The organism is Sinomonas sp. B1-1 (assembly GCF_050474465.1).
Classification (GTDB): Bacteria; Actinomycetota; Actinomycetes; order Actinomycetales; family Micrococcaceae; genus Sinomonas; species Sinomonas flava.
Genome location: NZ_JBCHVF010000001.1, coordinates 502,831 through 522,933 on the forward strand (window position 1 = coordinate 502,831; position 20,103 = coordinate 522,933).

General features: G+C 70.3%; 19 protein-coding genes. 8 read left to right on the top strand and 11 right to left on the bottom strand.

All coding sequences use genetic code 11. The annotated features are described in order from the left end of the window. Positions 1–63: 63 nt before the first annotated feature. Positions 64–1,980: a PHP domain-containing protein gene (locus ACQ5BE_RS02330; RefSeq protein ID WP_430295313.1), complete on the bottom strand. Its 1,917-nt coding sequence runs from the start codon at positions 1,978–1,980 to the stop codon at positions 64–66. Between the two features lie 128 nt (positions 1,981–2,108). On the opposite strand from ACQ5BE_RS02330, the gene ACQ5BE_RS02335 reads away from it, so the two are divergent. Continuing rightward, complete coding sequence (locus ACQ5BE_RS02335; RefSeq protein WP_430295315.1) at positions 2,109–2,846, top strand: SOS response-associated peptidase; 738 nt, start codon at positions 2,109–2,111, stop codon at positions 2,844–2,846. A gap of 71 nt (positions 2,847–2,917) precedes the next feature. Further along, positions 2,918–3,178, top strand: a complete 261-nt coding sequence (locus ACQ5BE_RS02340; protein ID WP_208712658.1) for a mycoredoxin — start codon at positions 2,918–2,920, stop codon at positions 3,176–3,178. Between the two features lie 60 nt (positions 3,179–3,238). Here ACQ5BE_RS02340 and ACQ5BE_RS02345 read toward each other — a convergent pair whose 3' ends face one another. Genes ACQ5BE_RS02345 through ACQ5BE_RS02355 form a run of 3 tightly spaced genes read right to left on the bottom strand, consistent with a single transcriptional unit; the run spans position 3,239 to position 5,402 of the window. Continuing rightward, on the bottom strand, positions 3,239–3,961 hold the full coding sequence (locus ACQ5BE_RS02345; RefSeq protein WP_430295761.1) for a lipoate--protein ligase family protein: 723 nt from the start codon (positions 3,959–3,961) through the stop codon (positions 3,239–3,241). 47 nt (positions 3,962–4,008) lie between these two features. Continuing rightward, positions 4,009–4,845 (bottom strand): thioesterase family protein, encoded by an 837-nt coding sequence (locus tag ACQ5BE_RS02350; protein ID WP_430295316.1) that lies wholly within the window; start codon positions 4,843–4,845, stop codon positions 4,009–4,011. Then, positions 4,842–5,402: a DedA family protein gene (locus tag ACQ5BE_RS02355; RefSeq protein WP_430295317.1), complete on the bottom strand. Its 561-nt coding sequence runs from the start codon at positions 5,400–5,402 to the stop codon at positions 4,842–4,844. The genes ACQ5BE_RS02350 and ACQ5BE_RS02355 overlap by 4 nt, the downstream gene beginning before the upstream one ends. Positions 5,403–5,508: 106 nt before the next feature. On the opposite strand from ACQ5BE_RS02355, the gene ACQ5BE_RS02360 reads away from it, so the two are divergent. After that, positions 5,509–6,963, top strand: a complete 1,455-nt coding sequence (locus tag ACQ5BE_RS02360) for an MFS transporter (RefSeq protein WP_430295318.1) — start codon at positions 5,509–5,511, stop codon at positions 6,961–6,963. A 1-nt stretch (position 6,964) separates the two neighbouring features. Here ACQ5BE_RS02360 and ACQ5BE_RS02365 read toward each other — a convergent pair whose 3' ends face one another. Beyond that, positions 6,965–8,041 (bottom strand): FUSC family protein, encoded by a 1,077-nt coding sequence (locus ACQ5BE_RS02365; protein ID WP_430295319.1) that lies wholly within the window; start codon positions 8,039–8,041, stop codon positions 6,965–6,967. Positions 8,042–8,223: 182 nt separating this feature from the next. On the opposite strand from ACQ5BE_RS02365, the gene ACQ5BE_RS02370 reads away from it, so the two are divergent. After that, entirely contained in the window at positions 8,224–9,951 is a 1,728-nt protein-coding gene (locus ACQ5BE_RS02370; protein WP_430295320.1) for an alpha-amylase family protein, read from the top strand. Between the two features lie 27 nt (positions 9,952–9,978). Here ACQ5BE_RS02370 and ACQ5BE_RS02375 read toward each other — a convergent pair whose 3' ends face one another. Both ACQ5BE_RS02375 and ACQ5BE_RS02380 read right to left on the bottom strand, forming a co-directional pair. After that, complete coding sequence (locus tag ACQ5BE_RS02375) at positions 9,979–10,983, bottom strand: transposase (RefSeq protein ID WP_430295321.1); 1,005 nt, start codon at positions 10,981–10,983, stop codon at positions 9,979–9,981. 54 nt (positions 10,984–11,037) lie between these two features. After that, positions 11,038–11,922, bottom strand: coding sequence for a hypothetical protein (locus tag ACQ5BE_RS02380; RefSeq protein WP_430295322.1), 885 nt, complete (start codon positions 11,920–11,922; stop codon positions 11,038–11,040). 147 nt (positions 11,923–12,069) lie between these two features. Between ACQ5BE_RS02380 and ACQ5BE_RS02385 the strand changes: the two genes are divergently transcribed. Continuing rightward, positions 12,070–13,368, top strand: coding sequence for a DUF2254 domain-containing protein (locus ACQ5BE_RS02385; RefSeq protein ID WP_430295323.1), 1,299 nt, complete (start codon positions 12,070–12,072; stop codon positions 13,366–13,368). 73 nt (positions 13,369–13,441) lie between these two features. Here ACQ5BE_RS02385 and nrdF read toward each other — a convergent pair whose 3' ends face one another. From nrdF to nrdH, 4 genes are read right to left on the bottom strand one after another with little or no spacing between them, the layout of a single operon-like run. Further along, positions 13,442–14,419, bottom strand: a complete 978-nt coding sequence (nrdF, locus tag ACQ5BE_RS02390; RefSeq protein ID WP_208712666.1) for a class 1b ribonucleoside-diphosphate reductase subunit beta — start codon at positions 14,417–14,419, stop codon at positions 13,442–13,444. Positions 14,420–14,456: 37 nt separating this feature from the next. Then, complete coding sequence (gene nrdE, locus ACQ5BE_RS02395) at positions 14,457–16,577, bottom strand: class 1b ribonucleoside-diphosphate reductase subunit alpha (protein WP_208712990.1); 2,121 nt, start codon at positions 16,575–16,577, stop codon at positions 14,457–14,459. 20 nt (positions 16,578–16,597) lie between these two features. Then, positions 16,598–17,086: a class Ib ribonucleoside-diphosphate reductase assembly flavoprotein NrdI gene (gene nrdI / locus ACQ5BE_RS02400; RefSeq protein WP_430295325.1), complete on the bottom strand. Its 489-nt coding sequence runs from the start codon at positions 17,084–17,086 to the stop codon at positions 16,598–16,600. A 38-nt stretch (positions 17,087–17,124) separates the two neighbouring features. Further along, positions 17,125–17,373, bottom strand: a complete 249-nt coding sequence (gene nrdH / locus ACQ5BE_RS02405) for a glutaredoxin-like protein NrdH (RefSeq protein ID WP_208712668.1) — start codon at positions 17,371–17,373, stop codon at positions 17,125–17,127. A 352-nt stretch (positions 17,374–17,725) separates the two neighbouring features. On the opposite strand from nrdH, the gene ACQ5BE_RS02410 reads away from it, so the two are divergent. The 3 genes from ACQ5BE_RS02410 to ACQ5BE_RS02420 are packed head-to-tail and all read left to right on the top strand — an operon-like array spanning position 17,726 to position 20,018. Continuing rightward, on the top strand, positions 17,726–18,640 hold the full coding sequence (locus ACQ5BE_RS02410) for a LysR family transcriptional regulator (protein WP_430295762.1): 915 nt from the start codon (positions 17,726–17,728) through the stop codon (positions 18,638–18,640). After that, positions 18,637–19,479, top strand: a complete 843-nt coding sequence (locus tag ACQ5BE_RS02415; protein ID WP_430295327.1) for a DUF72 domain-containing protein — start codon at positions 18,637–18,639, stop codon at positions 19,477–19,479. The genes ACQ5BE_RS02410 and ACQ5BE_RS02415 overlap by 4 nt, the downstream gene beginning before the upstream one ends. Positions 19,480–19,517: 38 nt before the next feature. Next, positions 19,518–20,018, top strand: a complete 501-nt coding sequence (locus ACQ5BE_RS02420; protein WP_430295328.1) for a DUF2004 domain-containing protein — start codon at positions 19,518–19,520, stop codon at positions 20,016–20,018. Positions 20,019–20,103 lie beyond the last annotated feature (85 nt).

Below are 20,103 nucleotides of genomic sequence, written 5' to 3' on the forward strand. Positions count from 1 at the left end.
TGGCGTACGGGGACCACAGCCAGCCACCGACAAGCCTATCGGACGCCGGGCACGCCGGGCGGCTCAGGCCAGCTCGAGGGCGAGCTGGCCCGTCACCGGCGGCGTGGTCCTGGCCGATGGCGTGGACGCGAGTTCGGCGAGGTGCGCGACGACATCGGCGTGGGTGCCCGCGCTCGCGGCGGCCCGGTGCAGCGCATCGAGGGCGCCGGCGTCGGCGAGGCGGCGGAGGGCCGACGGCGAGAGGCGCGCGCGCTCCCGCACCTCGGCGATCGACGCGTACGGCTGGCCGGCGACGAGCCGTCCCACGTCGCCCCGGGACAGTCCCGGCACACCTCCGAGCGGGAGCCGGACCCCGAGCCGACCCTCGGCGGGCCCCGCGGCGACCCGCTCGACGCGGTGGCCGACCGCGCTCAGGGCCACGTCGACGGGCAGGAGCGGGATGCCGATGCTGTCCGCCTCGGCGCGGAGGTCGCGCTGGGAGCGGGGGTCAGGGCAGTGCTCGAGCCTGGCGGCCAGGAACGCCTCGGGATGGCGCTCCTCGAGCCAGCGGGCCTGGTCGAGGGCCGAGGTGCCGGCTGCCTCCAAGCCCAGGCCGACGCCGCCCATCCGCCGGGCCTCGGCATCCGCGTACGCCACGATGTCTAGCAGCGCCGATCCGCGCAGGCCCACCGGGTCCAGGCCCAGGAAGGCGAGGTCCTCGGGCGCGAACTGGGCCACCGGCAGACCCAGGCGGCTGGGCTGCACCGGCACGCGGTCCAGGAGCCCGGCGTCGCCGAGGACGACGCCGACGGGTTCCGCCGGGACGGGCTCCTGCGCCGGCCGCTCGGCGGCGGGCAGCAGCTCGGGCTGCCCGCACGCGGGCGGCGCCGGTTCCGCGGCGGCTGCGGCTCGAGCGACATGGGGCGCCGCGGCCAGCACGGCGCGGTCCGGGCCGAAGCGCGCGACGACGCGTCGGAAGACCCGCTCGGCCTGCGAGGCCTCGACGTCGAACCCGTACCCGAGGAGGCCGGAACCGGCGTCCCGGGGCGCGAACCGGACGTCCAGTTCCCGTAGGGTCTCGGCAACGTCATCGGCGACCGCTGCGGCGGCCCCCATCTCTCCCCAGCCGAGGTCCGGCCCGGGGTCGAGCCGGCAGCGGCCGGCGATGCTCTCGGTGTTGGACAGGAGGTTCCCCAGGTCCGCGGGACCCAGTCCTGCCGCAGTGATGATCCGCCGCGCGGCCTCGTTCATGAGCCCCGCAGGCTTGAGCCACGACGCTCCCACGTCCTCGCCCCCGGGGACCACGGCGCGGGCGGCGTTGGTCAGGACGGCGGGGATCCCGTGCTCGGCGGCCAGGCGGAGCATCCGCACGGTGCCCCCGGCGATCGGAGCCTCTGCCTCGCCGTCCGCTGGGGCCACGAGTTCGACGGCGGCCACCCCCGGCGGCAGCGCCTCCAGCCATTCCCGGAACAGGGTCCGAGGGCGGAGGAACCGGGCCCCGAGCATCGCGCGCCCCACATCCGAGTCCGGCCCGATCAGGACCGTCAGGACGGGACGGCCGGTGCGCGGGTCGAGGCAGCGCGCGGCGAGCTCGGACCGCAGCACACCGACCGGCACCGTGCCCTTCGGCTTCCGGCCGGTGTGGGCATGGGCATCGGACACGAGCCGGCACAGTGCCGCCCAGCCCGCCCCGCCGTTGCCGCCCCGGGCCAGCACGACGACCCGACCCGACACTCCCGCGCCTCCCCGCCCGGGCGCGGACGCGCCGTCGTGCGCCGGATCCTCCGCGAGCACCGCGAGGTCGACGCCGACGATGGCTCCCAGCCCGCACCCGAGGCACGCCCGCACATGCCGGAGGGCCCCATAGAGCCCGTCACGGTCGGTGACCGCGAGCGCGGCCGCACCATCCGCGGCGGCCGCCTCGGCGAAGTCCTCGGGCCACGAGGTCCCGTGGCCGGGGCTGAAGGCGCCGGCGACGTGGAGATGGGTGAACGGGGCCATCGGGATCCTGACCGGGTCCTTCCTCGCATCAGCCTCAATCGAAGGTATCTTCGAACCCGCCCAGTCTAGCCCGACCCCGACGGGCATCAACCCGGCGCGGGTCCTGCAGGGCGGGCAATAATGGCCTCATGTGCGGCAGATACGTGATGGCCCAGTCCGTGGGCGACCTCGTGGCGGAGTTCGACGTCGACGAGACCTACGTCGAGACGGTCGAGCCCTCGTACAACATCGCCCCCACCGACCCCGTGCCGATCGTCCTGGACCGCCGCGACAGGGAGACCGGCGGCACGTCGCGGAAGCTCGTCCCGGCCCGGTGGGGCCTCGTGCCGCCCTGGTCCAAGGACACCAAGGGGGCCGCGAGGCTCATCAACGCCCGCCGCGAGACCGTGACCGAGAAGCCCTCGTTCCGGAAGGCGGCCGCGGCGAAGCGGGCGCTCGTGCCGGCCAACGGCTACTACGAGTGGGAGAAGCGGGCGGCGCAGGAGGCTGCCGGCAAGGCTGGCAAGGTCGAGAAGATCCCCACGTACCTCCACGCGGCCGACGGCGGCCTGCTGGCCTTCGCGGCCCTGTTCGAGAACTGGCCGGACCCGGCGCTGCCCCCGGACCACCCCGAGCGGTGGCTCCGGACCTGCACGATCCTGACCGGCCCGGCGTCGGACGCGCTCGGCTACATCCACGACCGGACCCCGGTGATTGTCCCCCGCGAGATGTGGGACGACTGGCTCAACCCGGAGACGACCCGCGAGGAGGACGTCCGGGCGCTCATCGACTCGATGCCCGAGCCCCACCTGACGCCGCGGATCGTCGGCAGCATGGTCAACAGCGTCAGGAACAACGGGCCAGAGCTCATCGAGCCCGTGGGCTGAGACTCGGAATACCCTGCGGACCCGGGCCGTTGACACCTTTCGGATCCACCTACCCCTCCAGGAGCACACCTATGGACACCTTCACCCCCACCGACGGCACGATCACGATGTTCTCCACCACCTGGTGCGGCTACTGCAACCGGCTGAAGAAGCAGCTCGACGCCCAGGGCATCGGCTACACCGAGGTGAACATCGAGGAGGTCGAGGGCACGGCCGAGCTCGTCGAGCAGATCAACGGCGGCAACCGGACGGTCCCCACCGTGATCTTCCCCGACGGCTCCGCCGCGACGAACCCCTCCGCGGCCCAGGTGAAGGCCAAGCTCGGAGTCTGAGGCCCGGCGCTGCAGCACCTGACGGCCGGCCCTCCCACGGAGGCGCCGGCCGTCGGCGTCTCAGCCGAGCGCGCCCTGCTCCCGGTACATCGACAGCAGGGCCCGCTCGACCTCGCCGACCCCCAGGCCCGGGACGAGGTCGTCGAGAGCGCCCGCGGTCGACGGGTCGAACGGCAGCTCCAGCGCGCGGTACACGTCGGTGAGGACCGAACGGACGGGAGCGGCGTGGGAGACGACGAACACCGAGGAGAACAGCCACGCACCGGAGACCACACGCTGGGCGGTGCCGACCAGCTTGAGCCGGCTGCCCGGCACCGTGCCCGGGGCGGGAACGCCGTGGACGCTGAACTCGCCCGGGCAGTACTCTCCGGGGATCTCGCCCACGCGCGCGTCCACGCCGAGGCCGCGCAGGACCTCGGCATAGGCCTCGCCGAAGACCTCGAAGCGGCGGCGGTGATGGACCATGGCCTCGCGTGCAGGCTCGATGTGGTCCACGATGAGCGTGCCCTCGTGGTAGGCGGCGGCGCGGCCCCCGGCCTTGCGGACCACCGGCTCGAAGCCGTGTGCGAGGCTGGCCGCCCGGGCCGCCTCGAAGCCGGGCAGCCTCGTGTCCCGCTGGCCGAAGGCCATCGTGGGGCGCGGCCGGTACAGCCGGAGGGTGCCGCCCCTCATGCCCCGCTTGACCTCGTCGAGGAGCTCCGCGGCTCGGGACAGCTCCGCGGCGGCCTGCACGTCCCCAGCTGCCGCGTCACCAGCCGCACTGTCCGGCAGGCCGCTGCCCATGATGACGTCGAGGGTGACGTCTTCCCCCTCGTTCCAGACCGCCACGCTCAGCTCCGGCGGAGCGTGAGGATCTGCTCGGCCCGGCCGAACGGGCCGTTCACGTCATGGAGCACGGAGGAGGTCAGGCCGATCCCGTCCGCGCCGAAGGAGACCGCGTTGTCGATGCCGAGCCACTCACCGTGGGGCAGCCGGTAGAGGTGGATCTGCAGGTCCACATTGGGGAAGACCCAGCTCCCCGGCCCTGGCGGCACGCGCGTGGCGATGCCGTTGGCCGTGTCGACCAGGCCCATGAGGCGAGCCCAGTCGGGGGTCTCCACGCCTCCGACGAGCGGGTGCGCCGTGCGGATCCAGACCGTCCCACGGCCCGAGCGGTGGTGCGGAGCCTGGTACATCTCGAGCGAGCGGATGTAGCCGCCCGGCCATTCGGTGGCCCCGTCCCAGCGCTCGCACTCCTGGCGCGGGATGATCGGGGCGTCCTCGACGGCGGCGACCTCGGAGCTGTCCGACGTCACGAGGCGCCACGCGCTCGCCCGGATCGCGACGCGCCCGTTGGCGGTGAGCTCGGCCTCGACCAGCTCGATCGTCCTGCCGGGACGGACCGTGCGGGTGGTGACCTCGAACTCGCCGGCGTGGATGAGTCCCAGGATCTCGTAGCCGATCCTGGCGATGCGCATGTCCGGGCGGGGCTCGTGGAGCGCGAGGCAGTGGGCGATGATCCCCGACGCCGGCGCCATGTGCTGCTCGTGGGGGTTCCAGGCACCCTGCGCGTGGATGGTCGAGCGGAACCTGCCGCCGCCGAGGTCCTCGTAGTAGAAGTCACCGTCGGCAAGCTCGGGGAGCTCCTGCTGACTCCACCCAGACTGTGCCGATGCCTGCTGCGTCACGTCCCGCTCCTCTCCTGGTCCGCCCCTCCTCGGGCGACCCCGTCCACAGTAGCCGCCCCGCCGCCGTCGTGCGTCGCCGCGCGCCTGCGGGCCCGCCTCAGCAGGGCCACGCGCACGACGGCGACGAGCACCGCCGCGGCGACGATCACCCACAGCCACGGGGAGGCCGAGGCGTGCTCGAACCAGAGGTCGAACGCGGCGAGCCCGACCGTCGCGTAGAGGAACGCCCAGACCACCGACCCGACCGCCGTCGCCGGGATGTAGTAGCGCAGGTGCATCCGCCCGAGGCCGGCGGCCAGGTTCACCGCCGTCTGGAGCCCGACCGTGAGGAACGTCAGGACGATCGCGAATGGGCCCCAGCGGTCCAGGAGCTTCTGCGCGCGGGCGATCCTGCGGGCCGGGGCGGGCCGCTCGAGCCTCTCGGCGATCCGGGTGCTGCGCGCGGCGCCCGCTGCGATCCCGCGGCCGAGCCAGTAGGTGGCGTTCGTCCGGGCGAGGACGATCACGAAGAGGACGGCCCAGGCGACCCCGAAGGGCAGCGAGAGGATCTGGTCCACGCACACCCCCCGAAACTGATTACGGCAGGAACTACTGCCCTAATCATTCAGCTTAGTCCACGCCTCGCCGGGACTAATCCGCGCCTCTGCGCGGTTCTACGCCACCATGAGCATCTCTCGCGCCGACGTCGGCCTCCGTTCCGAGCGCGGCCCCATCCTGGCGGCCCTGATGCTGACCACCGGCCTCGTGGCGATCGACGCGACGATCGTGGCGACCGCCGTTCCCTCGATCGTGGCGGACGTCGGCGGGTTCTCCTCGTTCCCCTGGCTCTTCTCGGCCTACATGCTCGCCCAAGCCGTGTCCGTGCCGGTGTACGCGAAGCTCGCGGACACGCTGGGCCGCAAGCCGGTGGTCCTCGCGGGCATCGGACTGTTCCTGGCCGGGTCCGTGCTGTGTGGGATCGCGGGCTCCATGGCGGCGCTCATCGCGTTCCGGGTCATCCAGGGCCTAGGGGCCGGCGCGGTCCAGCCGATGTCGATCACCATCGCCGGGGACATCTACACGGTCGCCGAGCGCGCGAAGGTGCAGGGATACCTCGCGAGCGTATGGGCCGTCTCCTCGGTGGTGGGGCCGACGCTCGGCGGGGTCTTCGCCCAGCTCGGCATCTGGCGCGGGATCTTCCTCGTCAACATCCCGCTCTGCGTGCTCGCCGGGTGGATGCTCGCGCGCACGTTCCATGAGTCGGTCCCCCGCACGCGGCACCGGATCGACTACCTCGGCTCGGCGCTCCTGACCGTCTCCATGACACTGCTCATCCTCGGCGCGCTCGAGGGCGGCCAGGCGTGGGCGTGGGACTCACCGCTGAGCATCGGCGCGTTCGCGGCCGGCGGGCTGCTGTTCGCAGCCTTCCTGGCGGCCGAGCGGCGGCCCGTCGAGCCGGTCCTTCCGCTCTGGGTGGTCTCCCGGAGGCTCCTCCTGACCACCACCCTCGTGTCCTTCGGCGTGGGGGCGATCATCCTGGGGCTCACCTCGTATGTGCCGACCTTCCTCGAAGGGGCCGTGTCCGCGTCCCCGGTGGTGGCCGGACTCGCGCTCGCGGCGCTCACCATCGGGTGGCCGATCAGCGCGTCGCAGTCGGGCAGGCTCTACCTGCGCATCGGCTTCCGGTGGACGGCGGTCATCGGCGTCGTGACAGCGGTCGCCGGAACCGCCGTCCTGGCAACGACGGCCCTCACGCCCAATGTTTTCTTCGTCGCCGCGAGCTGCTTCGTCACCGGTCTGGGCATGGGCCTCGTCGCCTCCCCGACCCTCATCGCCGCCCAGGCGAGCGTCGACTGGAACGAGCGCGGCGTGGTCACCGGCACCAACCTCTTTGCCCGTTCGATCGGCAGCGCGCTCGGCGTGGCCGTGTTCGGAGCGGTGGCCAACGCGGTCTACGCGCGGGGGGCGGCCGACCACGCGGCCGCCGTCGTCCCCGCCTCCGCCGCGGTGTTCCTCTCGGTCCTGGTGGCAGCGCTCCTCGCCGTGGTCGCCGTCCTCGCCATGCCGCGGGACCGGGGGCGTCCGACGGCGGCCGGCGCGGCGGTCGGGGATCAGGCCGATAACGGGGGGCAGGACTGAGTCAGGCCTGCGGCTGGCCGTCTGTCCGCGACCGGACGCCCCGGACGATGCGGGCAAGGTCGAGGCTGACCGAGGCCGCCGCCGCGACCGGCGCGTCGCGCACGGCAGCGCCGTGGACGGCGACGGCGAGCGCATCGATCGCCTCCTGCGCCCTGTCGAGGTGGCCGTCGACGTCGTCCGACTCCCCCCACGTGCGCAGCACGATGCCCGTCGCGGCGAGCGCCTCGGCGAGCTCGTTCGCGAGGTCGGGTGGCACCGAGGCGACGGCGTGCTCGTCCCAGATGACGCTCGCCAGCACGTCGGTGATGTCCTCCACCTGAAAGGTGGCCCGTTCCACGGTGCGGAGGTCCGCGAGGTCCGCCGCAAGGTCCCGCCGGTGGCGTCTGCGGCGCGGATTCGCCCGCGCGCTCAGGTCGGCGCGGTCGACGGCGGCGCGGACCTCGGCGGCGGTCTGCGCGAGGATGCCCTCGCGTTCGGCCCAGTCCTGGTGGCTCGGCGGCCACGGCTCGGTCATGGCCGCCGCCATGTCCTCGAGCTGACCGGCGAGCGCGTGCCGCAGCCGCCTGAAGGCTGGGGTGACGGCCCGGTAGTGCAGCGGCGGCAGGATGAACCAGTTCACCGCGAAGCCGATGGCGACACCGGCCGCCATCTGGAGGAGGTACCCGAGGGAGAACTCGTCCCGGCCATTGACGCCGATCACCAGCACGAACAGTGCGGCCATGGGGACCCAATCCGCAGCGGACCCCATCCGGGGAAGCCCGCCCACGAGAACGCCGGTGCCGACCACGAGGGCGACCGCGAGCGCCGTCGGGCCCGAGAACGTGCCGACGGCGATCGCGACCCCGATGCCGAGCGTGAGCCCGAGAAGGCTCTGGAGTCCCCTCTGGAAGGAGTCGGCGACGGTCGGGTACATGCTCACGAGGGCGCCGAGCGGGGCATAGTACGGATAGTTGGCGGCGGGGCCCGGCATGTACTGGGCGACCACCCACGCGAGGCCGGCGGCAAAGGCGCTCTTCGCGGCGAGCAGGAGCCGCTCGCGGGAGGCGGCCTGGCGGACGCCTGCGCGGAGGGCCGTCACCCGCCATGCCAGAGTCCGTCTGGGCGCCGGGGAATCAGGACGTGACATGGGGGGCATGGGGTCAAGCTTTCCACCTGCCCGCGGGGAGCGTCGAGTCGGCCGGGTTCCGTGTGCGCCCTCGACAGCCGGGGGCAGCGCTGTTAGACAGAGGCCCTGAGTGGCGCTGACCTCCAGGAGCACGCATGCGCATCACAGACACGTCCGACCTCTGGTGGAAGACCGGGGTCATCTACTGCGTCGACGTCGAGACGTTCTTCGATTCCGACGGCGACGGGATCGGCGACCTCGCCGGACTCGCCCAGCGCGTCGACTACCTCGCCGAACTCGGGGTGACCTGCCTGTGGCTCATGCCCTTCTACCCCACCCCGGGCCGGGACGACGGCTACGACATCACCGACTTCTATGGTGTCGACCACCGGCTCGGCCACCACGGGGACCTCGTCGAACTCATCAGGACCGCCCGCGACAGGGGGATGCGCGTCATCGCGGACCTGGTGGTCAACCACACCTCGGACCGCCACCCGTGGTTCAAGTCGGCGCGATCGTCGAAGGACAGCCCCTACCGGGACTTCTATGTCTGGCGTTCCTACCCGCCGCCGGACACCTCACAGGAGGTGGTCTTCCCGGACCAGGAGCAGTCCATCTGGACGCTGGATGAGAAGACCGGCGAGTGGTACCTGCACCACTTCTACAGGCACCAGCCCGACCTGAACGTCGCGAACCCGCAGGTCCGGGACGAGATCGCCAAGGCGATCGGGTTCTGGCTCGAGGTCGGACTGAGCGGGTTCCGTGTCGACGCGGTGCCCTACTTCCTCTCGATGCTCGGCGTCGACAGCAAGGAACTGGCCGAGTTCGCCAACCCGCACGAGTACCTGCGGGCGCTGACGAAGTTCATGGGACGCCGCTGCGGCGACGCAGTGCTCCTCGGGGAGGTGAACCTGCCGTACAAGGAGCAGCTCGAGTACTTCGGCGGAGCCGAGGGCGGGGAGCTGACCATGATGTTCGACTTCATCCTCATGCAGAACACGTACCTCGCCATGGCCCGTCAGGACGCGCGGCCGCTGGCCCGGGCCCTCAAGGACCGCCCGCAGACCACGCCCGACTGCCAGTGGGCCACCTTCGTCAGGAACCACGACGAGCTCACGCTGGACAAGCTCAGCGACAGCGAGCGCCAGGAGGTCTTCGACGCGTTCGGGGCGGACCCGTCGATGCAGGTCTACGGCCGGGGGCTGAAGCGGCGCGTCCCTCCCATGATGGACGGGGACCCGCGCCGGATCCGGCTGATGTACTCGCTCCTGTTCACCCTCCCCGGCACGCCCGTGCTGTACTACGGCGAGGAGATCGGGATGGGCGAGAACCTCGAGGCCGAGGGCAGGATGGCGGTGCGCACTCCGATGCAGTGGACGGCGGACGCCAGCGCGGGCTTCTCGACGGCGCCCCCGCACCGCCTGGTCGCCCGGGTCACGGGAGGCGGGTACGGGCCGGAGCATGTGAACGTCGCCGGGCAGCGACGGGACCCCGACTCACTCCTGAGGTTCATCACACTCCTGACCCAGCGGTACCGCGAGTGCCCCGAGCTGGGCTGGGGCCACTATGAGGTCCTTTCGCACCGCACGCCCGCGGTCCTCGCGCACCGGTGCACGTGGGACGACGCGAGCATGCTCGCCGTGCACAACCTGTCGTCGGAAGCCGTGACGGTTTCCCTCGTCCTCGGCGACCCGCCGCTCGGGCCCTCCGGTGAAACGGATCAGGGGTGGCGCGGCGTCGTGCTCGTGGACCTCCTTCCCTCGGGCGACTATCCCGAAGGCGGCATCCCCGTGGCGGACGACGGCGCGGTGACAGTTCCGCTGGCGGGCTACGGCTACGCGTGGCTGCGAATCCAGCACCCGGCGCAGCGGCGCCTGATCTGACCCCGGGCGGTTGACGCAGGTCCCGCGTCAGGGCAGCTGCGCGAGCCGGTCCCGGGCCCGCTGGACCGCCCGGCGCCCCTGCTCCGCGAGCCGGGAGGCGAGCCGTCGGGCGCGGTCGGCGTGGGCATCCTCGCGCTCGGCGGCGGCGAGATCCTCCTCGAGCTCGTCGATGCGGCGGCGGAGCCTGTCCAGCTCGTCCGCGATCTCGTTCCGCCGCGCGGAGGCCGTGTCTGCCTGGGCCTGGGCATCGGCCAGCTCGGCCTCCGACTCCGCCAAGCCCTGCTCCGCGTCGGCGAGGTCCGTCTCTGCCTGCTCCCGCTCGCGGCGCCTGGACTCCTCGGCTTCCCGCTGTTCGGCTTCCCGCTGGGCTGCCTCCTGCTGCGCTCTTTCCCGCGCCCGCGCGTCGGCGTCGGCGTCGGGCCGCCGCGTCCGTGGCGTCTCGGTGCCCTCCGGCTCGGCGCCGCGGGCGGGGCGCTGCCGGGCGCGGCGCTGCTGGGCGGCCGACGGGGCGGCGGGCTCGGGCAGCGCGCCGGGGACCGCGACGGCACCGGCGAGGTCAACCGGTTCGAGGCCGCTGCCCGTCAGCGTCCGCACCAGCAGGCCGCTCCGCACGGCCTCCGCCGCCTGGGGGTCGGCCATCGCCGCATGAAGCGTCTGCTCCATCTCCTCCGCGGCCGCATCGGAGACCTTCACCCCGAGCTCGCCGGCGGCTTCCCGACCGTCGCGCACGACGGCGGCGAGGAGCCTCGAGCGCTCACGGCCCAGCGCGCGCATGGCGGCCGGGTCGAGGTCCGCCTGCGCCTCGCGCAGCGACGCCCCGAGGTCGAGGACCTGGCCCAACTCCTCGCCCCGCCGCCGCGCCAGAACGTTCACCGCCCACGCCGCCGTCGACGGCTTGGGCAGCTTCGCGATCTGCTTGGCGAGGAGGGGCTGGCCCTCGGAGCGTGCCCGCTTGGCCCGGGCGTTCCGCGCTGCGGTGAACTCGGCCAGCGGCAGGGCGTACAGTTCGTGGGCGACGTCGGCCAGGTCCATGGGAGGCATCATAGGGTCAGCGCGCCCATGGACCCGGCCTTCGTCGAGAGGGGACTACGGAGTCGACGTGGCGCTCGGCTTCGACGTCGCGGTCGCGCTCGACGTGCCGGGCTCACCGCCCATGCTGCTGCTGGAGCTGCTGCTCGAGCTGGTGCTCGGGGAACTCGTCGAGGACGAGCTGCTCGAGCTGTTGCCCGAGGACGACGGCGAGGACGACGACGCAGACCCGGTCGAGGACGAGTCGGCCTTCTTCAGGACGTCGTTCACGAGGCCCTCCAGCTCCTTGCGCTCCTGGTCAGCAAGATTCGACCCGCTCTTGGTCGCGACCACCAGCAGGCGGCCCTTGGCGCCGGAGATCTGCATGAGCATGTCCTCATTCTTGCCGTCACGGGTGCTGACGGTGCCGAACGTCTCCGTCGCGTCGGTCTTCGCGTCGAGCTTCTTGCTCGAGACGCTGACCTTGTTGGTGAGGACCTGGACGCTGAAGTTCGCGCACTTGTCCATCTTGCCCTCGATGTCCTTGAGCACCTGGACCGCATCGGGGCCGTCGGAGCCCGACTGCGCGGACACCGTCCGGGGCTGCTTGCTGTACGAGATGGCCACGGCCACCGACCCGCTGTCGACGCTGGTCTTGAGGCCCGCGGTCGCGATGGACTTGCAGTCCGACGGGTCCACGGTGGCGGTGTTCAGGAGGAGGTCGCCGATGCTCTTGCCCTGGGCGACCTGGTCTTGGGAGTAGAGCTTGAGTTCGTTGCCGTCACCGTCCTTGAGGCCCGAGATCATGCTGCGCAGCTCGTTCTCGCTGTACACCTTGTCCGTCTTGGAGGGGCTGGCCGAGGCCGAGGACGCTCCGCCTCCCCCGCCTCCGCCGGTGCATGCCGCCAGCGCGAGTGCCGCCGTCGCAGCAAGTCCAGCCGAGCCGAGTTTCCTGATGTCCATGGTGTCTCCTCTGGTCGCCGTCCTGGTGATGCGGGAGCACTACCCCGAGGTCGAGACCGTGACACCAAGCGCCCCATGGGCAGGGCCGCGCCGCCGATCCGCATCTCCCTTCTTGACCGCCGACGCCGCTGGGCTGAGAGTTGCGCTGTGAGACGTGAGGCCATCAGGGAGTATCTGGCCAGCGCGCTGTGGGCGATGCCGACCGCCGCCGTCGTCCTCGCCCTCATCGCGGGGGCCGGGGTGTCGTCGATCCGGATCGACTCGGCCTCTCCTTTCGCCGTCCTCGTGTTCCAGGGCACGTCCGACGACGCGCGGAGCCTCCTGATCAGCATTGCGAGCACGATCGTCACGGTCATCGCCCTCGTCCTGGGCCTCACCATCGTCGCCCTCCAGCTCGCCTCGACGCAGTTCAGCCCCCGGCTGCTGCGCAGCTTCCTCCGGGACATTCCCAACCAGCTGACGCTCAGCGTCTTCGTCGCGACCTTCGCGTACAGCACCGCGGGCCTCTACACCGTCGGCGTCGCCAGCGGCCAGCGCATCGAGGACTTCCCGCGCATCGCTGTGAGCGGGGCGCTGCTCCTGCTGTTCGTGAGCATGGTCATGCTCGTCTTCTTCGTGCATCATCTCGCTCACTCGATCCAGATAGACCAGGTGATGAAGGGCGTCGAGAGAGGGACCCTGAGAGTGCTCGAGCGGTCGTTCGCCGAGGGAGACCCTGATCTCCGGGTGCCAGAGCCGCCGCGCGGTGCGGTGGCGCTTCCGGCACCGGGGTCGGGATATGTCCAGGCGTTCCACGTCGAGGCGTTCGTCGCAGTCTTGTCGAGGCGCCGACTCACGGCCCGGATCGTTCCCGTGGTGGGCCGCCATGTGGTTGCGGGCACGCCCATCGTGTGGGTATGGGAGGACGACGGCGCGCACCCACCGCTGCAGGAGGCGCTCACTGAGCTGCGGAGGGCGCTCCCACCGATGGTGCGGGTGGGCTACGAACGGACCCTCGAGCAGGACGTCGCCTTCGGTATCCGGCAGCTGGCGGATATCGCCTCCAAGGCGCTCTCGCCCGCCGTCAACGACCCCTACACGGCGAACCAGGCGGTCGACCACTTGGCTACTGTCCTGGCGGCCCTCGCGGAGCGGCAGCATGGCCCGCGAGCAGTGAGCGACGCCCGCGGCGTCGTCAGGCTCTACGTGCCTGCGAGGGATTTCGGCTACCTTCTGGAGCTCGCCCTGGGGCAGGTGCGCCGCTACGGGGCGAATGAGCCGCGCGTCGTCAGGGCCCTCCTGCGGGTCTGCGCCGATGTCGCGGGGTTCGGCGACGAGTCGCATCGGGCCGTGGTCCGGCGCTATGTCGAGACCCTTCTGGACGATGTGCGCCGGATGGTCCCCCAGCCAGCCGACCGCGAGCCCCTGCTCGCGGAGGGAGCAGCCTTGCTGGCGTCCCTCCCCTAGGGCCGTCGACGTCAAAGCCGCCGGCCTGCTGAGGACAGTTCCCAGCAGGCCGGCGGTTCCTCACGCAATCAACTCAGAAGTCCCAGTCCTCGTCTTCGGTGTTCACGGCCTTGCCGATCACGTAGCTCGATCCCGAGCCGGAGAAGAAGTCGTGGTTCTCGTCCGCATTGGGGCTCAGCGCCGAGAGGATGGCGGGGTTCACGTCCGTCACCGACGAGGGGAACATGGCCTCGTAGCCGAGGTTCATGAGGGCCTTGTTGGCGTTGTAGTGGAGGAACTTCTTGACGTCCTCTGACAGGCCCACCGGGTCGTAGAGGTCGTGCGTGTACTGGACCTCGTTCTCGTACAGCTCGAAGAGCAGCTCGAACGTGTAGTCCTTGATCTCCTGGCGCTTCTCCTCGGAGACCTGCTCGAGCCCCTTCTGGAACTTGTAGCCGATGTAGTACCCGTGCACCGCCTCGTCACGGATGATGAGGCGAATGAGGTCGGCCGTGTTCGTCAGCTTGGCCCGCGAGGACCAGTACATGGGCAGGTAGAAGCCCGAGTAGAAGAGGAAGCTCTCAAGCAGGGTCGAGGCGACCTTGCGCTTGAGCGGCTCGTCGCCCCGGTAGTAGTCCATGACGATGTGCGCCTTGCGCTGGAGGTTCTCGTTCTCGACGCTCCAACGGAACGCGTCGTCGATCTCCTTGGTCGAGCACAGTGTCGAGAAGATCGACGAGTAGCTCTTCGCGTGGACCGACTCCATGAATGCGATGTTCGTGTACACCGCCTCCTCGTGCGGCGTGACCGCATCGGGGATGAGCGAGACGGCGCCCACGGTGCCCTGGATCGTGTCGAGCAGCGTGAGTCCCGTGAACACGCGCATCGTGAGCTGCTGCTCCTGCGGGGTCAGGGTGGCCCACGACGGGACGTCGTTGGAGAGCGGCACCTTCTCGGGCAGCCAGAAGTTGTTCACGAGGCGGTTCCACACCTCGACGTCCTTCTCGTCCTGGATCCGGTTCCAGTTGATCGCCTGGACGTGGTCGAGGAGCTTGAGCTTCTCGGGTGTCATCGCTGGTCCTTTCCCGCGAACTGAGGGGTAGCCGTTCCTAGAGCATGCAGCTGACGCAACCCTCCACCTCCGTGCCCTCGAGCGCGAGCTGGCGGATGCGGATGTAGTACAGCGTCTTGATGCCCTTGCGCCACGCGTAGATCTGGGCCTTGTTGATGTCCCGCGTCGTCGCAGTGTCCTTGAAGAACAGCGTGAGCGAGAGGCCCTGGTCGACGTGCTGCGTGGCGGCAGCGTAGGTGTCGATGATCTTCTCGTAGCCGATCTCGTAGGCGTCCTGGTAGTAGTCCAGGTTCTCGTTCGTCAGGTACGGGGCCGGGTAGTAGACGCGGCCGATCTTGCCTTCCTTGCGGATCTCGACCTTGGAAGCGACCGGGTGGATCGACGAGGTCGAGTTGTTGATGTAGCTGATCGAGCCGGTCGGCGGCACCGCCTGGAGGTTCTGGTTGTAGATGCCGTGCTCCATGACCTCGGCCTTGAGCGCGCGCCAGTCATCCTGGGTGGGGATGTGGACGTTGGCGAACAGCTCCTTGACCTTCTCGGTCTGGGGCACCCACTCCTGCTCGGTGTACTTGTCGAAGAACTCGCCCGAGGCGTACTTCGAGTTCTCGAAGCCGCCGAACGCCTGCCCGTGCTCCTTCGCGAGGAGGTTCGAGGCACGCAGGGCGTGGAACAGCACCGTGTAGAAGTAGATGTTCGTGAAGTCCAGGCCCTCCTCGGACCCGTAGTGGACCCGCTCGCGGGCAAGGTAGCCGTGGAGGTTCATCTGGCCGAGGCCGATCGCGTGGGACTTCGCGTTGCCCTCGGCGACCGACGGCACCGACTGGATGTAGCTCATGTCGGACACGGCCGAGAGCGCGCGGATGGCGGTCTCGATCGAGAGGCCGAAGTCCCCGGAGTCCATCGTCTTGGCGATGTTCATCGATCCGAGGTTGCACGAGATGTCCTTGCCGACCGCGGCATAGGTCAGGTCCTCGTTGTACTCGCTCGGGGTGGAGACCTGGAGGATCTCCGAGCACAGGTTGCTCATCGTGACCTTGCCCGCGATGGGGTTGGCCCGGTTCACCGTGTCCTCGAACATGATGTACGGGTAGCCCGACTCGAACTGGATCTCGGCGAGGGTCTGGAAGAACTCGCGCGCGTTGATCTTCGTCTTCTTGATCCGCGCGTCGTCGACCATCTCGTAGTACTTCTCGGTCACCGAGACGTCGGAGAACGGCACCCCGTAGACGCGCTCGACGTCGTACGGCGAGAAGAGGTACATGTCCTCGTTCTTCTTGGCGAGCTCGAACGTGATGTCCGGGATCACGACGCCGAGGGAGAGGGTCTTGATGCGGATCTTCTCGTCCGCGTTCTCGCGCTTGGTGTCGAGGAAGCGGTAGATGTCGGGGTGGTGCGCGTGCAGGTAGACCGCGCCCGCTCCCTGGCGTGCGCCGAGCTGGTTCGCGTACGAGAAGGAGTCCTCGAGGAGCTTCATCACGGGGATGACGCCCGAGGACTGGTTCTCGATCTGCTTGATGGGTGCGCCGTGCTCGCGGATGTTCGTGAGCGAGAGCGCCACCCCGCCGCCGCGCTTGGAGAGCTGGAGAGCGGAGTTGATGCCACGGGCGATCGACTCCATGTTGTCCTCGATGCGCAGCAGGAAGCAGGAGACGAGCTCGCCGCGCTGCTTCTTGCCCGCGTTGAGGAACGTCGGGGTCGCCGGTTGGAAGCGGCCGGCGATGATCTCGTCCACGAGCTGGGTCGCGAGCTTCTCGTCACCGCGGGCAAGGTGCAGGGCAACCATGCAGACCCGGTCCTCGTAGCGCTCGAGGTAGCGCTTCCCGTCGAAGGTCTTGAGCGTGTACGACGTGTAGAACTTGAACGCGCCGAGGAACGTCTCGAACCGGAACTTCTTCTTGTACGCGCGGCTGAAGAGGTCGCGGATGAAGTTCATCGTGTACTGGTCGAGCGTCTCGCGCTCGTAGTAGTCCTTCTTGACCAGGTAGTCGAGCTTCTCGTCGAGGTCGTGGAAGAACACCGTGTTGGTGTTGACGTGGTCCAGGAAGTACTGGCGCGCCGCGTACCGGTCGGCGTCGAACTGGATCTTCCCGTCCTCGCCGTACAGGTTCAGCATCGCGTTGAGCTCGTGGTAGCCCAAGCCCTTGTACTTGGCGGGCAGTTCCTTGGGGTCCACCGCGGCTACTGCGGCGTCTGCGACAGTCGTGTCCAAAATGCGTCCAATCCCTTGGTGACTCGGTCCACGTCCTCGGACGTGCCCATGAGCTCGAATCGGTAGAGGTGGGGAACATGGCACTTGACGGCGACGATGTCGCCCGCAGCGCAGTAGTTGTCCCCGAAGTTCGTGTTGCCCGCGCTGATGACGCCTCGGATGAGGCCCCTGTTCTGCGGATCGTTGAGGAATCTGATGACCTGCTTCGGGACCGAGCCCGCTCCCCCGGTCCCGCCGTACGTGGGCACGACGAGCACGAACGGCTCGGTGGCGCGCAGCGGGCGTTCGTTGGCATGGAGCGGGATCCGCTCGGCATCCAGACCGAGCTTGCGCACGAACCGGTGGGTGTTGCCGGAAGCAGAGGAGAAGTAGATCAGGCGGCTCGCCACGAGGCGGGGCCCGGAGTCCGAGCCCGTCGCCCCGACGCTGGCCGCGTCCACGATGACCTGGGAGGCCATCTCAAGCACCCCCTGGAAGCGAAGCTGATGGCGGCGGCTCAGGCCACCGACGCGGAGGCGCTGCCCTGGGCGAGGGCAGCGATCTTGTCCGGGCGGAACCCGGACCAGTGGTCACCGTCGGCGACGACGACCGGGGCCTGCATGTAGCCCATGGCCTTGAGGCGCGCGAGGGCCTCAGGGTCCTGGGTGACGTCAACGCTCTGGTAGGCGATGCCCTTCTTGTCGAGGGCGCGGTAGGTAGCGTTGCACTGCACGCACGCCGGCTTCGTGTAGACCGTGACGTTCATGGTTCCTTTACCCCTTACGCGAAAGCTCTGCCCGGCCGAGGCGTCCTCTCCGCCGCTGCCGCACCGACGGCTGCCCCTCATCCTGATGGCCGCCCCGGTGCCCTCGATACTACATGTAGTGCACGGCGCCGCCGCGGACCCCAAGATGTTGTCTTACAAGTATGTCATTCTTCGGGCCGTGAGTCCACAGAATCCACACACTTAATGCACCGGGAAGACCCGCGTATTCCCGCGGTTCGGGGCCCCTCATCCACACCCTGTGGACGCGGCGAACGCACAGCGCACTGTGTTGGCGTGTCGTTAATCTCTCGGCGTGTCGTACGCTGGAGCGGCCCACAGGAAGGGAGCGAGCGTGGTCAACCCGGTCCATCTCCAGACCCTCCTGGAGGTCGTCCGCCTCGGAAGCTTCGCCTCGGCCGCCTCGCAGCTCGGGTACACGCCGTCGGCCGTGTCCCAGCAGATGGCGGCGCTCGAGCGGGAGACCGGCGTCGAGCTCTTCCACCGCACGGCCCGCAGCATCGTCCCCACCGAGGCCGCGCTCGTCATGACCCGGCACGCCGCCAAGGTCCTCACGGACATCGACGCGCTGCGCGCCGCAACGGCCCGCGCCGCGGAGGCAGCCGGGCGGGAGCTCCGCCTCGGGATCTTCCCGAGCCTGGCGACCTATGTCCTGCCCGTGGTCCTGCGCAGCGAACGCTGGCGGCGGCTCGGCCTCGACCTCCACGTGTCGGTCGCGGAGCCGGGCCAGACCATCCGGGGACTCCACGACCGCGGCGACCTCGACGTCGTCCTCGTCTACCAGGTGGGGCAGAGCGGGCTGGCATGGCCGCACACGATGGACCGGCTCTGGGTGGGCGACGACCCGTTCCGCGTGGTCCTGCCGGAGTCCTGGGGCATCGCCGAAGGGGTCCAGGTCAGCGCAGACCAGCTCGGCGACATGCCCTGGATCGTCCACCATCCGGGGACGAGCGACGCGACCGTGATCGACCGCCTCTTCGCCAGCTGCGGGCTCCAGCCCCGCGTCGTGGCCTACAGCGACGACTTCAACGCCAGCCTCGGCCTCTCCTCCGCGGGACTCGGCGCGGCGCTCGTGCCCGAGCTGGCCCTGCAGTCGCGGCCGGGCGGGGTGGTCGTGGTCGACGTGCCCGAGATCAGGCTCGCCCGGACGATCTTCGGGCTGCGCCCCGGAGGGGCTACCGACCCGCAGGCACGGATCTTCCTCGACCTCGTCGCCGAAGCGCTCACCGGCCTGGTGCGGCACGCATGACTGCGCCGGGAGGTGGGAGGGCCCGCGGCCGCGCCTTCGTGGGCGTCTCCGGCTGGCGCTACGCACGCTGGCGCGGCGACTTCTACCCCACTGGGCTCCGGCAGCGGGACGAGCTGGCCTACATCGCCGGGCGCATGCCCTCGGCCGAGATCAACGGCTCGTTCTACTCCCTCCAGCGGCCCTCCTCGTACACCGCCTGGCGCGACGCGACCCCCGGGGACTTCGTGTTCGCCGTCAAGGGCGGCCGCTACATCACCCACCTCCTGAAGCTGCAGAAGGCGGAGACCGCGCTGGCGAACTTCTTCGCGTCCGGGGTCCTGGCGCTCGGGGGGAAGATGGGCCCGTTCCTGTGGCAGCTGCCGGAGCGCCTCGCGTTCGACGCCGAGCGCCTGGCCGGGTTCTTCGACCTCCTCCCGCGCACGGTCGCCGAGGCGGCCGAACTCGCCAGGCGGCACGACGAGAAGGTCCCCGAGGACCGGGCCTTCACCGAGGTCCTGGCCGACGGACCGCTGCGGCATGCCCTCGAGCCGCGCCACGAGAGCTTCGGTTCGGAGGCGGCGAGGAGCCTCCTCGAGCAGGCCGGGATCGCGACCGTGGTGGCGGACTCGGCCGGCCGCTTCCCCCAGTTCCGGCACCCGGGCGCTGACTTCCGGTACGTCCGGCTGCACGGCGAGACCGCTCTCTACTACGGCGGGTACTCCGACGAGTCCCTCGACGCGTGGGCCCGCGAGGCCCGGGGATGGATGGACGACGGCCTGGACGTCCACGTCTACTTCGACAACGACGCCGACGGGCGAGCGCCGCACGACGCCGTCGCCCTCCTCGAGCGCCTCGCGTGACGCTGGCCCCATCGGGGGTCCGGGACTATCGTGATGCCATGGAGGCAGTCAGCCAGCATTTCGGCCCCGTAGTCCTCTCCACGTCAGGCAGCCGGGCGGTGCCGGGGACGTTCAGCGTCGAGGGCGCGCGCGTGCCCCTCGAGCTGACGATCTCCGACCACGACCACCTCGACGAGGCGGCCGTGCACAAGGTCGACTACCGCCTCCGCTTCCTCCCGGAGCTGATCGACTCGGTCCGCGAGCGCATCGCCCAGGAGCTCGACGACGACGAGAGCGCCGCGAGCCAGTTCCGCCACTTCCACTGCCAGAACCTCGGCAACGGCTCGGTGAAGAAGGTCTTCGGCGTCGAGGACCCGGCCGAGCTGACGCCCGAGGTCTTCGTCCGGGCCCTGCGGCTCGCGCGGGTCGGGATCTACCCGGGCCAGCCCGAGCGCTACTTCGTCCTGGACCTCACGCTCGGCGAGGGCTTCACGGACGAGATGCTGGTGGCCGCCGCCGATGCGGACGGCGTGGTGGACGACGAGATCCTCTGGGACTGAACGGCGGCCGCTGCGCCGCGCCCAGCGGACGCCCGAGGGGCCCCGGTTCGAGGACGAACCGGGGCCCCTCGCGGTGCTGGCAGCC